The sequence below is a fragment of the Oceanobacillus sp. CFH 90083 genome, assembly GCF_009389585.1.
In the GTDB taxonomy this organism is placed as follows: Bacteria; Bacillota; Bacilli; order Bacillales; family Amphibacillaceae; genus Oceanobacillus.
Window position 1 is genome coordinate 25,123 of the sequence record NZ_VIYG01000013.1, and the last position, 16,394, is coordinate 41,516.

17 protein-coding genes are annotated in these 16,394 nt (G+C 36.5%); 6 read left to right on the top strand and 11 right to left on the bottom strand.

The window, feature by feature from the left end:
- Positions 1-55: 55 nt before the first annotated feature.
- Complete coding sequence (locus FLK20_RS17055) at positions 56-490, top strand: GNAT family N-acetyltransferase (RefSeq protein ID WP_152657800.1); 435 nt, start codon at positions 56-58, stop codon at positions 488-490.
- Positions 491-571: 81 nt separating this feature from the next.
- The gene (locus FLK20_RS17060; RefSeq protein WP_194165660.1) at positions 572-3,121 is read left to right on the top strand and encodes a right-handed parallel beta-helix repeat-containing protein; all 2,550 of its coding nucleotides are present in this window, start codon (positions 572-574) and stop codon (positions 3,119-3,121) included.
- 159 nt (positions 3,122-3,280) lie between these two features.
- On the opposite strand, the gene FLK20_RS17065 is transcribed toward FLK20_RS17060, so the two are convergent.
- The 6 genes from FLK20_RS17065 to FLK20_RS17090 all read right to left on the bottom strand — a co-directional run bounded on the left by FLK20_RS17065 (position 3,281) and on the right by FLK20_RS17090 (position 9,264).
- Positions 3,281-4,627 carry an MFS transporter gene (locus tag FLK20_RS17065; protein ID WP_152657802.1) on the bottom strand — a complete coding sequence of 449 codons (1,347 nt, stop codon included), beginning with the start codon at positions 4,625-4,627 and terminating at the stop codon, positions 3,281-3,283.
- A 289-nt stretch (positions 4,628-4,916) separates the two neighbouring features.
- Positions 4,917-5,303, bottom strand: a complete 387-nt coding sequence (locus FLK20_RS17070) for an ectoine synthase (protein WP_152657803.1) — start codon at positions 5,301-5,303, stop codon at positions 4,917-4,919.
- A 36-nt stretch (positions 5,304-5,339) separates the two neighbouring features.
- Complete coding sequence (gene ectB, locus FLK20_RS17075) at positions 5,340-6,587, bottom strand: diaminobutyrate--2-oxoglutarate transaminase (RefSeq protein ID WP_152657866.1); 1,248 nt, start codon at positions 6,585-6,587, stop codon at positions 5,340-5,342.
- Between the two features lie 47 nt (positions 6,588-6,634).
- Positions 6,635-7,159 (bottom strand): diaminobutyrate acetyltransferase, encoded by a 525-nt coding sequence (ectA, locus tag FLK20_RS17080; RefSeq protein ID WP_152657804.1) that lies wholly within the window; start codon positions 7,157-7,159, stop codon positions 6,635-6,637.
- 232 nt (positions 7,160-7,391) lie between these two features.
- Positions 7,392-8,123, bottom strand: a complete 732-nt coding sequence (locus FLK20_RS17085) for a polysaccharide deacetylase family protein (protein ID WP_152657805.1) — start codon at positions 8,121-8,123, stop codon at positions 7,392-7,394.
- Between the two features lie 40 nt (positions 8,124-8,163).
- Positions 8,164-9,264, bottom strand: coding sequence for an MGDG synthase family glycosyltransferase (locus FLK20_RS17090; RefSeq protein ID WP_152657867.1), 1,101 nt, complete (start codon positions 9,262-9,264; stop codon positions 8,164-8,166).
- Positions 9,265-9,402: 138 nt separating this feature from the next.
- On the opposite strand from FLK20_RS17090, the gene FLK20_RS17095 reads away from it, so the two are divergent.
- Positions 9,403-9,966, top strand: coding sequence for a YkoP family protein (locus FLK20_RS17095; protein WP_152657806.1), 564 nt, complete (start codon positions 9,403-9,405; stop codon positions 9,964-9,966).
- A 212-nt stretch (positions 9,967-10,178) separates the two neighbouring features.
- The gene (locus FLK20_RS17100) at positions 10,179-11,051 is read left to right on the top strand and encodes a metallophosphoesterase (protein WP_152657807.1); all 873 of its coding nucleotides are present in this window, start codon (positions 10,179-10,181) and stop codon (positions 11,049-11,051) included.
- A gap of 81 nt (positions 11,052-11,132) precedes the next feature.
- Here FLK20_RS17100 and FLK20_RS17105 read toward each other — a convergent pair whose 3' ends face one another.
- Positions 11,133-11,402: a hypothetical protein gene (locus FLK20_RS17105; RefSeq protein ID WP_152657808.1), complete on the bottom strand. Its 270-nt coding sequence runs from the start codon at positions 11,400-11,402 to the stop codon at positions 11,133-11,135.
- Positions 11,403-11,591: 189 nt separating this feature from the next.
- Between FLK20_RS17105 and FLK20_RS17110 the strand changes: the two genes are divergently transcribed.
- A complete protein-coding gene (locus FLK20_RS17110) occupies positions 11,592-12,320 on the top strand; it encodes an endonuclease/exonuclease/phosphatase family protein (RefSeq protein WP_227995107.1) in 729 nt (242 codons plus the stop codon).
- A gap of 488 nt (positions 12,321-12,808) precedes the next feature.
- Here the strand turns inward: FLK20_RS17110 and FLK20_RS17115 are convergent, their stop codons facing one another.
- The 4 genes from FLK20_RS17115 to FLK20_RS17130 form a co-directional block, all read right to left on the bottom strand.
- A complete protein-coding gene (locus tag FLK20_RS17115; RefSeq protein WP_370453206.1) occupies positions 12,809-13,609 on the bottom strand; it encodes a cytochrome c oxidase assembly protein in 801 nt (266 codons plus the stop codon).
- The gene (locus FLK20_RS17120) at positions 13,602-14,111 is read right to left on the bottom strand and encodes a DUF2243 domain-containing protein (RefSeq protein ID WP_370453207.1); all 510 of its coding nucleotides are present in this window, start codon (positions 14,109-14,111) and stop codon (positions 13,602-13,604) included. Before FLK20_RS17120 ends, FLK20_RS17115 begins: the two co-directional genes overlap by 8 nt.
- A 143-nt stretch (positions 14,112-14,254) precedes the next feature.
- Positions 14,255-15,112 (bottom strand): DUF421 domain-containing protein, encoded by an 858-nt coding sequence (locus FLK20_RS17125; protein ID WP_152657811.1) that lies wholly within the window; start codon positions 15,110-15,112, stop codon positions 14,255-14,257.
- 10 nt (positions 15,113-15,122) lie between these two features.
- Positions 15,123-15,326, bottom strand: coding sequence for a DUF1657 domain-containing protein (locus FLK20_RS17130; RefSeq protein WP_152657812.1), 204 nt, complete (start codon positions 15,324-15,326; stop codon positions 15,123-15,125).
- Positions 15,327-15,693: 367 nt separating this feature from the next.
- Here FLK20_RS17130 and FLK20_RS17135 point away from each other — a divergent pair, with 367 nt between their 5' ends.
- Complete coding sequence (locus FLK20_RS17135) at positions 15,694-16,323, top strand: spore coat protein (protein WP_152657813.1); 630 nt, start codon at positions 15,694-15,696, stop codon at positions 16,321-16,323.
- Positions 16,324-16,394 lie beyond the last annotated feature (71 nt).

Sequence of the window (16,394 nt, forward strand, 5' to 3'; positions counted from 1 at the left end):
AGGGTATTAATATGTTACTATGCTCCAATGTTTTTAGAAATGGAGGAAAGATATAATGAAATGGAAAAGGGTGACAAATGAAGATTATACCAGCTTAATTCTATTGTGGGAGAAATCCGTTTTGGCAACACATGATTTTTTAAAGCCAGAAGATAGAGTTGCGATTAAAGCGGAGATTCCTGCTTATTTTCCGCAATTAGATATGAAAATGTGGTATCAAGATGAAAGGTTGCTTGGATTTTCAGGTGTGAATGACGGTCAGTTAGAAATGCTGTTCTTAGATCCTGAGCAGACAGGCAAAGGGTATGGCAGCAGTATTTTAAAACATTTAATAAAAAAGGATAGTGTGAAATCCGTCGATGTAAATAAGGATAATCAAGCAGCGGCAGCTTTTTATCTTAAAAATGGATTCCAAATAATCAGTGAATCAAAACATGATGGTCAGGGGAGAGATTATCCGATTCTGCATTTAGATTTGAAAATGCTATAAAAGTTGGAGAAATAGAGTTAATGCATAACCTGGAGACCATTGATTATTTTTATGAAACCTCTTAGAAAGGAAAGACGTCATATGAAAGATTCAGTAGTAGTAAAAAAAGGCGGACTTTTTAATAAATATAGGACGATACAGCAAGGGATAGAGGCTGTTATAGATGGCGGAACAGTTTATATTGAAGGTGGTGAATATAAAGAAAACCTGGTATTGGATGGCAGAGATATTACGTTGATAGGAAAAGGATCAGTAGTAATTTCAGGGACTAAAAATATTCCATTAATAAAGACAGTAGATGCAAAACTGTCACTTCAGGGGATCAGCTTTCAGCAGGAGGGTCATACAAACGCCATCTATGTAAAGGAAACCTCTGAAGTTAAAATGGAAGATTGTCAGATTGAAGGGGAAAATTATCAGGATGTAAAGACAACTTATCCGGCGCTGTGGGTAGGTTTGGAATCAAAGGTGCATGTGAAAAACAGCACCCTTATTGGTCACACATCCAATTCACTGCATGTTGAGGAATCTGTGATAACGCTTGAGGGTTGTAATGTGAAAGGCTTTGGGATATATGCCTGCTTAGGCAGCAAGCTTACTGCTGAGAAGCTGACGATCAAAAATCCAAGCAGTTATGGAATTTTTGCAAAAGAAGCAGAGCTTGATTTAAAAGAGATAAGTATGACTGGCGGCGGTGTGGCTGTCATTCTCGAGGATAATAGTAAAGGCTATATTAACACACTTTCGACCAATCATACCTATCGCGATGTGCTTCGAGTGAACCATAGTGAATTAACGGTTGAAAAAGCGGAAATGAAAAACTTCTGTGAGATAAAGAAAAAAGACAAGAAGGCAGGCTATCCTGCTGTTTATATAACAAATAATTCTGTCGTGAAGCTGGATGATGTACATATCCAAGATTCTCTGTTTGATGGAATCCAAGTTTATCAGTCACAACTCGAGGCTTCCAATACTTTTTTCAAAAAACTGTTTATGGGCATCTATATTCGAAAACAATCTGCTGTGAAACTGGAAAATATCAAAATGACTCAGCTGGAATATAATGCTGTCAGTGCTGGGGAACAATCCAATGTAATAATAAGAAATAGCTTGTTTGATCATTGTGTGGATGAACATGAAAAAAATTATCCGGTTATTTTTATGAAGGAACAAGGGAGCCTGCATCTGGAGGGTACAAGCCTTAAGGGTTCACTCCATGATGCTGTCTATTTAGATGACGTTCAAAGCGCATACCTGGATGATGTGACATTTGATGCAGTAAATACAGGTGTCTATGTACAGAAATCTATTTTAAATGCCAATCAGCTGACGATAAAAAATTGCTATAAAAATGCGGTGATCATTCAAGATGGTGAGGCAGATATCCGCAACAGCTATCTGGAAAATAATAATCTGAACAGCTCGCCGACCTATGAAGCAAACTCAGATATACCAAAAGCAGTAGATGCAGCTATTTTCATTGCTAATGCCAGAGTGGCACTGGATAGTATAGAGGTCATTGATAAGACAGCATCCATTTCTTTGCGGGAGCGAAGCAGTCTGCATGCCAGTTCACTACAGCTTTCCGGAGGGATTTTTTCGATGGATAGTGTGATTGATATGACTTTTTTAACATTTAGAAATATCGAAAAGGAACCTGTCCACTTTAAATTATTAGCAGGAACAGATGCAAAAGTTCAATTTAATGATCCAAGTGTAAGAGCCTGGCTGGAGAAGGATAAAAGCAGCCGATTTTCATCGAATTTAATCCATTCACCGCATATGGTTATTCCGCATTACGATATTGCAGGAAAGGCACCGGGATTTTTGCCGGTTAATCCGGTTGTTCCTTTCGAAAAGGAGAAGAAAGAAGCACAACTGAAGGAAAAAGAATCGATGCAGATTGACAGCTTGATTGGTCCGACAGCCTATAAAGAATCCATGAAAAAACTTTTGAAAGAAATAACTATATATAAGATTCGCTCTGCACAGGGGATTTCGATGAATCGGAAATGGAAACTGCTATGGCTGCAAAAAGGAATGGATGATTTAACGCCATTTTTTGAGCAAACCCAAAAGCTGCTTACGAAAGCCGGGGTAATAAAGGAAGGTGAATACTTCCGGTTATCTGAAATGACATCATTAAGCAATTCAGATCAGATAAATAGCGGTTTATTGTGGATAGATCAGCTGAATGGAATTGAATATAATACCAATCTCAGAGCATTATTAGAGGATACTTTTTCTAATCAGGAATTAGTAATCATTATTTCTGGAAAAGCTTCGGAAATAAATGTATTAAAATCCGTTGCTCCCAAACTGCTGGAACAAATAAGTGATGAGACTGTATTTGATTTTTATACGGCAGAGGAAATAGCAGAAATGATCTACCAAAAATTAGTGGAACATCAATTTGTATTTGATTCAGCCTATCTAAAGGAAGCTATTAAGAATCATTATCCGATATTAGTCAATGAACGTGTTAATCAATGGCCGGAAGAGATGGTTAAAGCGATTATTCAAGCACAATCTGACCGGTTATTAGAACAACAAGAGGTGTCTCTTGAAAAAGAGCAGATTATCAGTTTAACACAGACCGATATATTGACGGGGGTTATGGCTGTGAAGTAATGAGAAGCCGTTTAATACCTGTTTCCAACAGTAAATGCCACTTATAAAAAGCCGCTTCGATACATTATACGAAGCGGGCTTTTTAAATTGTGCTAAGAGATTTATTGCAGATCCATTCCTGATGAAATAAAGGACCTTCACCCGGAATGACAGCTTACTTTATGCGATTTTATGTTTTTTCACCGGTACAACCCGATCAAAGCTGGCATGCTTTTCCCGGACGGTAATAAAGCAAATGGCTCCAATCAGACTTGGAACCGCAAAGGCCATAAATGCATGCTGCGGGTCTAAATTGGTTGTCAGCAGCAGAGCAATCGCTACTGGTGCCATAATCCCGCCGATTCGTCCGACACCAACGGCTATACTTAAGCCAGTCGTCCGAATTTCTCTCGGGTAAAATTCCGAAATATACGGGTTCACTAAATTCTGTGTTCCTACTGTGCAGGCACCTGTTAATGTAATAATTAAATATAAAAGGAGAGAATTGGATGTAATACTTAATAATACAAAACATAGTGAACCGATAAAAAACATCAGGATTAAGACGGAACGATGTCCCAGTCTGCTGACTAACATGCCTCCAAAGATCGAACCGGAAATTTGACCGACAGCGAGCATTAAATTGAAGGATAAGCTGGACGTCAGCCCGTGTCCCGATTCTACCATAATTTGCGGCAGCCAGGTTGTCAATCCGGAAATAACGAGCATGGAGCAGGTCACTGCAATCCAAAAAGCAATGGTGCTGCTGGTCCGGTTATTGGAGAATACCTTTTTAATTGGAAATTCCTTTGTACTTTCTTTGAATGTTTCATATTCGAAGTTATCGGATGCCTGATAGTTGCCGGCCGGATTAATTTTATTTAAAATCTCAGCAATTTTATCTCCTTTTTTCTTAGAAAGATAATAAGAGACGGATTCGGGAAATTGCTTTAAGAACCATGGCAATGCTAATAGGGGGATAATACTAATCCAATATAATAGCCTCCAGCCCATCATTTCCATTAAATACATGCCTATTAAAGAGGCAATAATTGCACCAATCGAATAGCCGCAATACATCGTAGCAATTGTTAATGCCCGCTTCTTAACCGGAGAATATTCACCCATAATTGCAACAAGGATCGGCATGATTCCGCCTAAGCCCAAGGCCGCTATCACCCGCATGATCATAAATAGGGTAGGATCCTGCGCGAAGCCTGCTAAAAAGGTGAATAGACTAAATAATACGAGGCAAATAGCGATTGCCTTTTTACGGCCAATAATATCTGAAATAGAACCTAGCAGGAATGTGCCAATCATCGCACTGATCAAGGTGTAGCTGCTGATTGCTCCAGCTTCCACTCTGCTGATATTAAAATCCTCCATCATTAATGGCAGCCCGATTCCGTAGATGGCAACATCAAAGCCATCAAAAGCAATGGTGAAAAAGCACCAAAGAAAAATAAGTAAATGAAATTTATTAAATTTGCTGTTACCTAAAACCTGTGTTGTTTGAACGGTTCGCATATTTTTAAAACATCCTTTCGTTTAAATGATCGAAGTGTAAGGGTTAAAAAGAATCTTACCATGAAATAGTAGTTATAAGGTAATTGTAAAAATGTATCGTTTGCTATAGGAATAAGCTATATCGAGAGGAGATTGAAGTGTAAAAAATGGAATCACATGGAGGAAGTGAGAGGGGAGAGAATCGTTAAGGAATAAATCTATGCCATGATAGTCCTGTCATTTATTTTATTGCCCATGAAAAAATCATCTGTCTGGAGAATTTTCCAGCATCAGATGATTTTAAGGTTAATTATTCTGTTAAAAGCGGATAGTATCCCTCTTCATTATGTGTTTCCGTTCCCACTAAAGGCGGATTGAATACACATACCATACGCATCTTGGTACGTGCGCGGAGGCGATGCTTATCATTTTCATCTAGAAGATACATGGTTCCTGGTTTAATTTGGTATACATCACCCGTGGACACTTTTTCAATTTCTCCTTCACCCTCGATACAATAAACTGCTTCAATATGGTTTTTATACCAGAAGAAATTGTCTGTACCTGCTTTAATGATCGTATCATTCATGCTAAAGCCGACCCCATCTTTCTTTAGAATAAAACGGCGGCTTTCCCAGTTTTCTGATTTTGTTTCATCCTCTGTACCAATTAAATCCTCCAGTGATTTTACAATCATTTGTTTATTCTCCTCTCTATAAACGGATTCTTTACTTTATTGTTTTAGTACATATTTTATGCTCTCTTCTAAGATTTTCAAGCCTTTTTCCAAACCTTCCCGATCAATAATCAGCGGCGGCAGGAATTTTACTACTTCATCGTCAGGACCAGAGGTTTCCACAATCAGTCCGTTGTTAAATGCTTCCGCACAAATTTCACTTGCTAAACCTTCTTTTTCGATTGCAATACCCTGCATAAGACCTCTGCCCCTGGCTTCTCCTTTTAATTCCGGATATCTTTCAATGAGACGGTGTACTTCTTTTTTCAAAAATGCACTTTTTTCTTGTATGTCGTTGCTGAAATCATCATTTTCCCAATTTTTCAGAGCTTCTGTTGCGGCAATAAATGCCATATTGTTACCTCGGAAGGTTCCGTTGTGCTCGCCAGGTCCCCACTTGTCATATTCTGGCTTAATTAACGTAATTGCCATAGGCAGCCCAATTCCTCCAATTGATTTAGACAGGCAGACCACATCCGGCTCAATTCCTGCCGGTTCAAAGCTGAAGAAGGTGCCGGTCCGTCCATTTCCAGCCTGTACATCATCTACAATCAGAAGGATATCCCAGCGTCTGCAAAGCTTTTCTACCTTTTTCAGCCAATCCATGCGTGCAGCATTTATACCACCTTCTCCTTGAACCGTTTCCAGAATGATTGCAGCAGGTAATGCTACACCACTGCCACTGTCTTCTAAAAAGCGATCCAGGTAAGCAATGGAATCATGATCCTCCACATAGTTATCAAACGGCATCGAAACGGCATGATGTAACGGAACACCGGCACCGTGGCGTTTAAAGGAATTTCCAGTCACAGAAAGCGATCCAATCGTCATACCGTGAAAGGCATTGGTGAAGCTGATAACTGTCTCCCGGCCAGTGACCTTTCTGGCAATTTTGAGCGCACTTTCTACGGTGTTCGTACCGGTAGGGCCTGGAAACATAATTTTATAATCCAGATGACGGGGCTGAAGAATTACATTGGTAAAGCGCTCCAAAAACTCTTTTCGTGGTATAGTTCCCATATCCAGGCTATGAATAATACCGTCATTTTTAATATATTCAATTAATTTCTTCTGCATGACATCATCATTGTGACCATAATTCAATGTACCTGCGCCTGCAAAGAAATCAATATATTCGTTTCCATCTGTATCCCACAGCTTGTAACCTTTTGATTTTTCAAAAACTGTAGGCCACCCTCGGCTGTAGCTCCTTACTTCTGATTCTAATTCTTCAAACGTTTTCATTTTCGCATCATTTAATGTTGCTGTTGTCAATGAAATCATTCCTTTGATTATTTATTTTTTGTAGCAATCGGTCCAATTGTAAATAATAACTCATCTTCGTGTTCTTCCTCTTCATCCGGAAAATCTTCTGTTATGAAGTAATCTCTGATATGACAACCCGTATCAAGCTTTTTAGCGAGACCTTTAAATAAAGATTGGGAAGGGTGATTGGATGGAGAAACGGTTGCTTCTACATAATTAATCTCTTTACAAGCTCTGCGCTTTAATAGCTGATAAAGCATTTTCGTTGCTAATCCGTTACCCCGAGCAGAAGCATCTACAGCAACCTGCCAGATAAATAGTTTATTCGGATTATTCGGATTTTTATACCCGGAAATGAATCCGAGTGTCTTCCCGTCTTTTTCTGCAACGATGGAGGTTTCAGAAAAGATATCACACCACATTAAATAACTGTAAGAAGAATTTAGATCAAGTACCTTGGTATCTTTAATCAGTTCCCAAACAGATGCCCCATCATCTTTTGAAGGCTCACGAAAATGAAAATCAGATTCCATTTCAACAGTTAATGTCATTTCTTTGGTTGTATTTGTATTAATGCTCTCACCTCCCGCATGGATTTTTTCTTACCATATTAGATTAACATAAGCAGAAATGACGTCAAAACGCATATAATGGAGAATTCCATGATTATTCGTGATAAGAGAGGGTGAGCATCAAATGATTGCGATTGACTATAAAAAGCTTTGAATAAGTTAGAAATATGCCGCTTTTCAAACGGTTAAGGCCGGAATTCCTATTCCAGCCTTATTCATTTCTTTTTAATTTTTCATCTTTCTCGATCATTTCCGATACTGTAATCATTTCATACTCATTTTCGGTCAGGTAATCCAGAATAAGCGGAAGAGCTTTTACCGTTTCTTCTCTGTTACCCCCTGCATCATGAAAAAGAACAACATCTCCCGGAGAAACATTCTGGATGACATGGTCTGCAATGGCTTTATAATCCGTGTCGCTCCAATCTTTTGTATCCTGATCCCAGGACCATAAAACAACGGACAACTGATTTTCTTTAGCTATACGAACAATCGTATCACTATAATCACCGCCAACAGGCCGGAAGAGCTTTGGCCGGGTACCTGTTATGGCATAGATGATATCTGAAGTCTCCTTCATTTCCTGACGGAGTTTGTTTAGATTTGTTGTGTGGTCGTAAGTATGATTACCAATTTCATGCCCCTCTGAAAATTGCCGGTAAAGAATATCTGGAAATTTTTCCGCATGGGCGCCAAGAACGAAAAAAGTAGCTTTTGCCCCGTAATCCGCTAAAATATCCAGCATTGCAGGAGTATACTTTGAGTGCGGACCATCATCAAACGTTAAGGCAATTACTTTTTCGTCAGTTTCAGTATCCCAAAAAATATCTCCATCTTTTTCATAGTCAAATCGATTTTTCGCATTCACTTGCTCTTGGAGTTGTACGAAAAAGCAAGCAGACAGAAGCAGGTAAGTAACAGTACGCCGTATTTTTTTCTTCATTCAACACCTCTGAATTCTGATAAAAAATTAAATCCAATTTTTAAGACATTAATATTTTTTCTATTATTTTCGAAACATCGGTTTTTTCAAGACACTTACAAAAGGCCTCTAAACGTTTATTAAAATCCGACACATCGTTCATTAAAATATCAGTTATCGTATCCTCTATGTTACTTACTGAATTCCAATTATCTAAATGAAATATTAACCCTTGACTTTTCAAATAATTTAAATTGAATTCCTCCTGTCCGGGTAATGCCTCAAATACAAATATAGGGATTTTTTTCCACAAACATTCTGAGATAGTTACGCCCCCAGGTTTAGTAATAATTGCATCTACTTCATCGTATAATTGATTCATTTCTTCTTTTGAATTTAGGTAAGGAAGCGGTTTAATGAATGGATAATTTAGCTGCTCTATATGTTGAAATAACATTTCATTTTTTCCACATAATACTTTATAAAGAATAGAACCTGAGGGATTTAAAGTTTGCAGCAGCTGTTGAATGGAACCAGCACCCATGTTACCTCCGCTTATCAAAATATTCAATTTGTCATTATTTTTGGATGTTTTTATTTCCTTTTTAAATGTGGAATCAATAGGAATTCCTGTAACGAAAATTTGCTTCGGTTTTATTCCGCGTATTATCAATTCCTGCTTGTGGTACAAACTAGGTACGAAGTGATAGTCGATACGTTCCATTCCCCACAAGTCATTTATAAAATAATCGGTGTACACATTAATAACTGGTTCAGTCCATATCTTCTCTTTTTTTAACCGGTTTAGAAGGTAGGATGGCAGGGCATGTGTACAAATAATTATATCCGGCTTGGTTTGTTTAATTAAATTTTTTATTTTATTCAAAAATAAGACTTCGTATATATAATAGCTTTTGCTGCTTTTTCTTCTTTTTACGACAGCTTTATAAATTTTGCTATATACCCTTGGAAACTTATCAATCCATTGTAAATAAAAGGAAGAAGTAAACATTTCCACCTTACCATAACAATGTGATAACATTTCCACTTTTTCAAAATGATAGTCGTTTGATGATTGATTTAATTGATTTTTTATCGTATCAGCAACATGATGATGTCCTGAGGGAATTTGTAAAAAAGGCATAAATAAAATCCTGTACATCACGCTTTCGCCTCCTTCAAGATGTAGTTTGTGAAATAAAAGAATTTTGATTCGTGATACCTAATTTTTCCGGTAATAGTTGAGCAACGTTTAATTAAAAATAAAGCTGTCACTTATATCATTAAGAGGGGGAACAGAATGAGTATTAATTTTAGAAAAACGGGACTTTTTCTTTGGAATGTCATTGATCCAATTTATTTCCATTTTACGCGTTTAGATTATGTTGAAAGTAAATTTGGCAATCGGACAATTATGCGTGTCCGTTTAACAAAATACAAAGGAAGAAAAATAACGTTATCGGATGGCACAGAAATTAATAAAAACGATTTACTTCTAAAAATTCATTTACACAATATTAAAATATTAGGGCAAACCCAAAACAATGGTAATGAAGTTAGAAGAGCATTAACAATTTATAAGAATGTACAGGAATCACTTCCAGAAGTCATCTATTATATTCAAAAAAGAGGTTATACGAATGAAATTAAAGGGTTAGTTGGTATCACAATGTTGCATAGAGGTTGTAAGAAATTAGGATTTGAAATTTATCCTATTCATAACCGATACTACAAATTGTTTAAACAAATCGCTCTTTTACCAATTTATTTATTATCGTGCAATAAAATAAAGAAAAAAATAACAACTCCTATGTATTTATTCATGTCAAAGGATCAGTTATTTAACAAATATCAGAAGGGTTAATAGAAGACGAATTCTGCATAGATAGACAGCAAGACGTCATGTACAGGGGGAATAGTCAACCAAAATTGTAGTCAAAACCTTCTGTAAGTCCATAAATATGTTTAAAATTGGATGTGTTAGCAAAAAATGTATGAAATCCACCTCTTTATCCATAAATTACAACTGAAAATTCTACCTGAATTTTATTATAATGTTGGATAGGAGGGGGAAAAATGTTATATTTCGTCATCACTATATTTACAGCACTAATAGGGTGCTTTCTATATAAAGGTTATAAGAATACACATTCGGTAGCAATCAATCATATTAAACTAGGAAAAGATTTTTCATCAACTGATTCCACTTCATTGCGTGTACTTCATATTTCTGATATGCATATTGAAAACATATCCATTACACCAGAACAGTTATTTGCGGATTTGAAAGATCAGCCTATTGATCTTATCGCCTTGACAGGGGATTTTCTTGATCGAAAACGAAGCATCCCAAAGCTTGTTCCATATTTAGAAGTACTAAATAAGTTGAATCCTGTTTATGGATCCTATGTTGTTTTTGGCAACCATGATTATATTTTGCGTGATGTAAATTTTAATCAGTTAAAAGAATTATTAAATGAATATGGATTTAAAACGATGCAAAATGAGCATGAAAGTATAGAGGTTGACGGGAAAAGTTTAAATATCATTGGGATTGATGATTTTAGTACAAGTCGCAGTAATATAGATAAATCCTATAAAGAGATACAAAAAGGCTACAATTTAGTTCTAACCCACGACCCGAATATTGTTCTTACAATGTCCAATCATGATTTTGACTATCTTTTGTCTGGTCATTTTCACGGTGGGCAAATACATTGGCCTAAACCGTATCACCTTGTAAAAATGGGAGAATTGGTTCGAAAGAGTATGATTAAAGGACTACATTACCAAGATGGCAGACCATTTTATATAAGTGAAGGGCTAGGTCAAACAGGAGTAAACATCCGAGTTGGAAGCCGTCCGGAAATCACCTACCATGATTTGCAGCTGCATGCTGAGGTTGAAAAGAATAACGCAGAATTAAAACACACTACAATAGCCGGATAATTAATTATCCGGCTATTGTAGTGTGTTTTAATTGGATGGTGACACTTGAAGAGATGTTATATTACCTTCTGCTTTATCCATCTATTGCATACTTTGATTATTGTTCCCCATTTGCTGTAATTTACTTGCACCTTGCTGCACTGCATTTGTTAATTGTTGACCGCCTTGGTTGCCCATCATATTTTGTATGGGTTTTGTTAATTGTTGAACATTTTGATTATTTAGTGCGTTTGAAATGGTTTGAGGCAGCTTTTGAAATGTCCCATTTTGAATTCCCTTTGTAACTCCATAAGCAGCGACTCCAGCAGCTCCAAGCGCAAGCAGTGAAGTCATCATGTTGCGGTTGTTCATCCTATTCACCTTCCTTTTATTCGTTGTTTATCTATTTGATCCTAAAAAATACGTTTAGAATCTATGTTAGTTTTTATTAATTCGGCAAAAAATATTCGGTTCGATGCTTTCCAAATTTTCGTATCTATATAAACGGATTGGGTAAGGTAATAAATAATAATGCTTGTGCAAATGAGGAGGTATGCTTTTTTGCTGCTTAACGTTATGACATATAACATTCATCATGGTGTGGGAACGGATAAGTTATTAGATTTATCAAGAATCGCTGAAGTAATTAAAAAAAGTGATGCGGATATTATTGGCCTTAATGAGGTGGATAAACATTTTTCGAAGCGGAGCAACTATGAGGATCAAATCAGCTTTCTTGCCGATCAATTACATATGGACAAGGCTTTTGCCTCATCTGTTTCTTTAAAAGCGAACAAGTCATCCTCTTCGAAAAGACAGTATGGAAACGTACTTTTGTCCCGATATCCAATCATTCATCAAGAGGTTTTTCATTTTCATTTTATTTCTGGTCTTGTTGAAGGAAGGTCACTTTTGGACACGACAGTTGAAGTAAATAAGAAGCGAATGAAGGTTTATGTCACTCATTTGAGCATTAATCCATATCTTCATCAGCTGCAAATCAATTATATCAAACAAGCTATTTATAAACAGTCACAGCCGATTATCCTAATGGGAGATTTCAATATGAGGACCGGATCAAGAGGGTGGAAGAAACTTCATCATACATACAAGGATGTATGGTATGAAACTAATCACAGACATGGATACACGTATCCTTCTAATCATCCAAGGTTAAGATTGGACTATATTTTTGTTAATCAAAAAATGAAGATTATTGAAGCAGAAGTGATGAAATATCTGCCGCAAGCTTCTGATCATTTGCCATTAAGAGCTCAGCTTCTTATTTAATGGTCATTTTATTGTCCAGGAAATTATAAAATTGTTTGCGTGTAGATAACTATTTATAGAATAACAGCCGCGTCCAGCTCCAAGCGCCAAAAACTAGGAGATTTCACGTCACGCCCTACGATAAGTCAACATCGACTCCTATCGTCGTCGTGTTTCCTTTATATCTAAGGGAAGGAAGTTCGACTGATGTCGAACCAGCCCACAGTTCAGGGCGCAATCTCTATGTTTTTAAACGGGCGCTTTGTGCTTTTGGTTCCCTGTTTTTAGTGAGTATAAGCGCTTGTTCAAATATAGGTTGTGAAAATAAACTATTTATATTCCTTATAATTAAAGTTATTAGTAATAAGCAACAACATCAATTCGATAATTCCGTTGCAAGATTTCTGTTATATCTATTAAAGAAATCTTCTGTGAATTAAGAGTTAAATCATTAATTTGTACTAATCAAGAAAATATAATCTAAATCCTTTTAAATCTTAAACAGAGGATTAAACTGAAAGAGGACTAACAGTAACTCTAGGTTTTGTAGCTTTAAACCATTGAAAGCAAAGGATAATAATCAATACAAGATCAATCATGTCACCTCCATAGTACATTAACATCGCACCACTTTGTGCTTGAGATTCGGGAACTCCATTTGGTGGATAAGCATAAATGTATTTGGAAAGGATGCCATGTCCAGCTAAAGCCAACACTAAAACAATTGAACGAAAAAGAAAGCTGGTTCGATGGGCTATTGGATCAATATAAATCAATGATGCTGTAAAAAAGTAACCAGCTAAAAAAACATGTATATGTACAATTACATGCAAAAAGATATTTTCATGCATCATAAAAAATAAATCGGTTGAATAAAGAATCCATAACCCGCCAACATTAAGGATCGAAGTAATAATAGGGTTACTTATAACACCTAAAGCTTTACTTCTCAAAATCCGAGTGAGTTTTCGTGCTTGCTGTACACTTAAAGCACGTAAAATAAGCGTCATTGGTGCTCCAAGAACCATGAGAAGTGGACCCAGCATACCGAGCAGCAGATGACCAGCCATATGAACTGTAAAATCCATGTGGGCACGATCTGCTAAAGGACCGGCGACGGCAGTAAGACAGCAGAAAACGCCAATTGTCCAAAAAACAGTCCTATATAATGGCCATGGTCGCTCGCGACGAATCGAAATGAATATAGAAACGAAATAACTGACAAGAGCCAGTATAAAAGGTGTGGATAAGATAAGTTCGCCTATGTGCTGAATAGAATCTCCAGTTTCAAGTGAAATATGATTATGCATGTGCATGAAGCTCACGCTTTAATTTATTTTGTATGTGAATTGTGATGATAATGCCTATTATCAGTATAATAGCCGCAGCTATGTTCCAGACCAAATCGTAAGGCAGGATATCTACATTGTAGCGAATTTGATGTATTCTCATTAGTTTATGTTGAATAATGCCATCATATAAATTAAATCCTCCCGCTCCAATGAGTACACCACCCTGCCATCTCATATACCACCAAGCGCTTCTCCGCTTAAGGTCGCCAACCATAAATAAAGCTCCAACAGTTGCCAGCCAACTAAAAGCATGAAAAAGTCCATCTGATATTAAACCGATGCTAGTCGTTGATCTATCGTAGAAATGATGCCAATGTAATAGTTGGTGAAAAACAGTTTCATCGATAAAGGCTACAAAACCAAGACCGAACAGAAAGCCCGACCATAGATTACGATTTGAGTAGGCGTAGCGATTTGAATAATTAGACTTCATACTTGAATTTACATTTTTAGTAAACATATTTTTCTCCTTCATATGAATTTATTTCAAATTTCCCGATATAAAGCTTGGAATAAGTATGAATAGATATTTAATTCCAGCGAGAAGAGCAACAGCTCACTGTGGTATTCCTGTAATAAAGTGGATTTTTTAGTTGTAAAGGTTTATTTTAAATATGGTTCCAAAATAGATTGAACCTGATCCATATTTTTACTGCATGTCTGATAAATTTCTTTAGAGTTTTGATTATCTGAAGCTAAAGCAAATATTTCCAAATCTGCTTGACATTTCTTAATCGTAGCTAGTAATAATGCAGATTGCGAAGCTTCAGCAACAGCTAGGTGGTCATCGTATAAATCTAAATACAATTGGCCTTGATCATCTACTTGTCCTAAAAACACATTCTCCAAGGCTACATCCTGTTTTTCTAACTCTGTTCTCAGCCAATCAGGATTTAGAGAAGCGTTGGCTAATGATTCCAGCATCATATTTCCGTCCATAATAATCGTCTGAGGTTCTTTATCTGGAGCTATCGTTAATCCCAAATCCTTTGCAGTTAAAGGTCGGTTTTCTTTTTTAGGTAGTACATTTAATGTACCCGTCGGCTCCAATACAGCAAATTCAACATCAGAAGCTAAAAAAATATTTTTATCTCTTAATTTTTCCATCAATTCATCAGTAGAGTATCCTTCTTTTTTTAAGTTTTCTTCCATGATTTTACCATCTTGAATAAATATAGTAGTCTTACCTTCTGTAAAATCTCTCACTCGTTTACTTTTCAGTGATAATTTTTCTATTCCGAACGGTACAATAAACCAGATAAACATAGCAAGTATTGCGTAAAAAAAGTTTGTTTCAGGATCCATTGTATGAACTGCAGCAATTCCTCCAAGTACGATACCTGCAATGGTTTCAAAGATATTCAGTTGAGATAATTGCTTCGTCCCTAACCATTTGACCAAAGAAAAAAGAAATAGAATCAGAATAAAGGAACGAAGGATGACAATAATCCATTCTGGCATAATGATCCTCCTATGATTTAAATTGTGGCTCTTTTTTCATTAATTCAATCACTTGATGATGCATAGCATTTTTTACTTGGGCAACAAGCTTATTCGCATCTTCAATTGCAGTTTGTAGAGATGGATTTCTAGTTGTTTCATGTAAAGACTCTAACGCACCTTCAATACTTTTTATGGAAGCATAGCAACTTTTTACTTGTGTCCCTACAGTCATTAATAATCGACTCCTATCCCTTTGGTTTAAATATTAAAAGCTCCAATGACATCAAAGATAATTGCAGCGGATAATCCAGTTATTACACCAATAAGTCCATGTTAATACGCATTATTATTTTGCAGTAACACAAGCTTTTTATTCTTTTGACTTATTTCCACTTAATTACATTTGTGAAAATAAAACTTTTTAGTACAACTTATATTGTAGTGAGAAGGGTTAGAGGGAAAACCATGTTTACGTGGAAGTGTATACTTTATGGATTTTGGTATTGTTAAGTTTGAGATTACTTCTTAAAAAAAGACGTATAATTATCCATTAACTTAGTCAACATATTATTGAAAGAAAATTAACTAGGAGGATTCTGATGGAAAATAACCAAATGCAAAATGAGCAAATAAATACAAGTGCTGTCCCGCCACAAATGAATCATGGTGGACATGAAATGTTTGATGTCCACGAGGTGCTATCAGGAGCAATTAATACGATGAACACTTATACAATGCTAAACGAACATGTAAGAGACCCGGAGCTTCGTGATATTTTAGAACGTCAGAAAGCGTTCATGCAAGATGAATATAATATTACGTTAGAATGTTTTAAAACGGGACAAGATCCTGCAAAGCCGACACAAAGTTATAAAATGAAGCAAGATAATCATTTCACTTATGGATTAAAAGCTTCTTCTCAACCTCAAAAACCAATGCAAGCATCAACAGAAATAAATGATGAAACGATTTCTAATGGCATGTTAAGCGCTGTTAAATCGACTGTACCAGCCAAAGCTGGAGCAGCACTAGAGGTTACGAATCCCGTTGTACGCAGAGTTCTTGCAGATTCTGTTCCAAACTGTATTGAAATGGCTTATGAAATTTCTCTGTATCAAAACAAACACGGATACTATCAAGTACCGCAACTTACGCCGCAAGATATGATGCAGATGCAGGAAGGTTATGCACCTGCTGCCGTTCCATCGCAAGAACCTCCATTACATTAAAGAACATGCCCTTTCATTTTTGAAGGGGCTTTCTTATTTTTCAGCTGCAATTTTAATCGATTATTGATCAA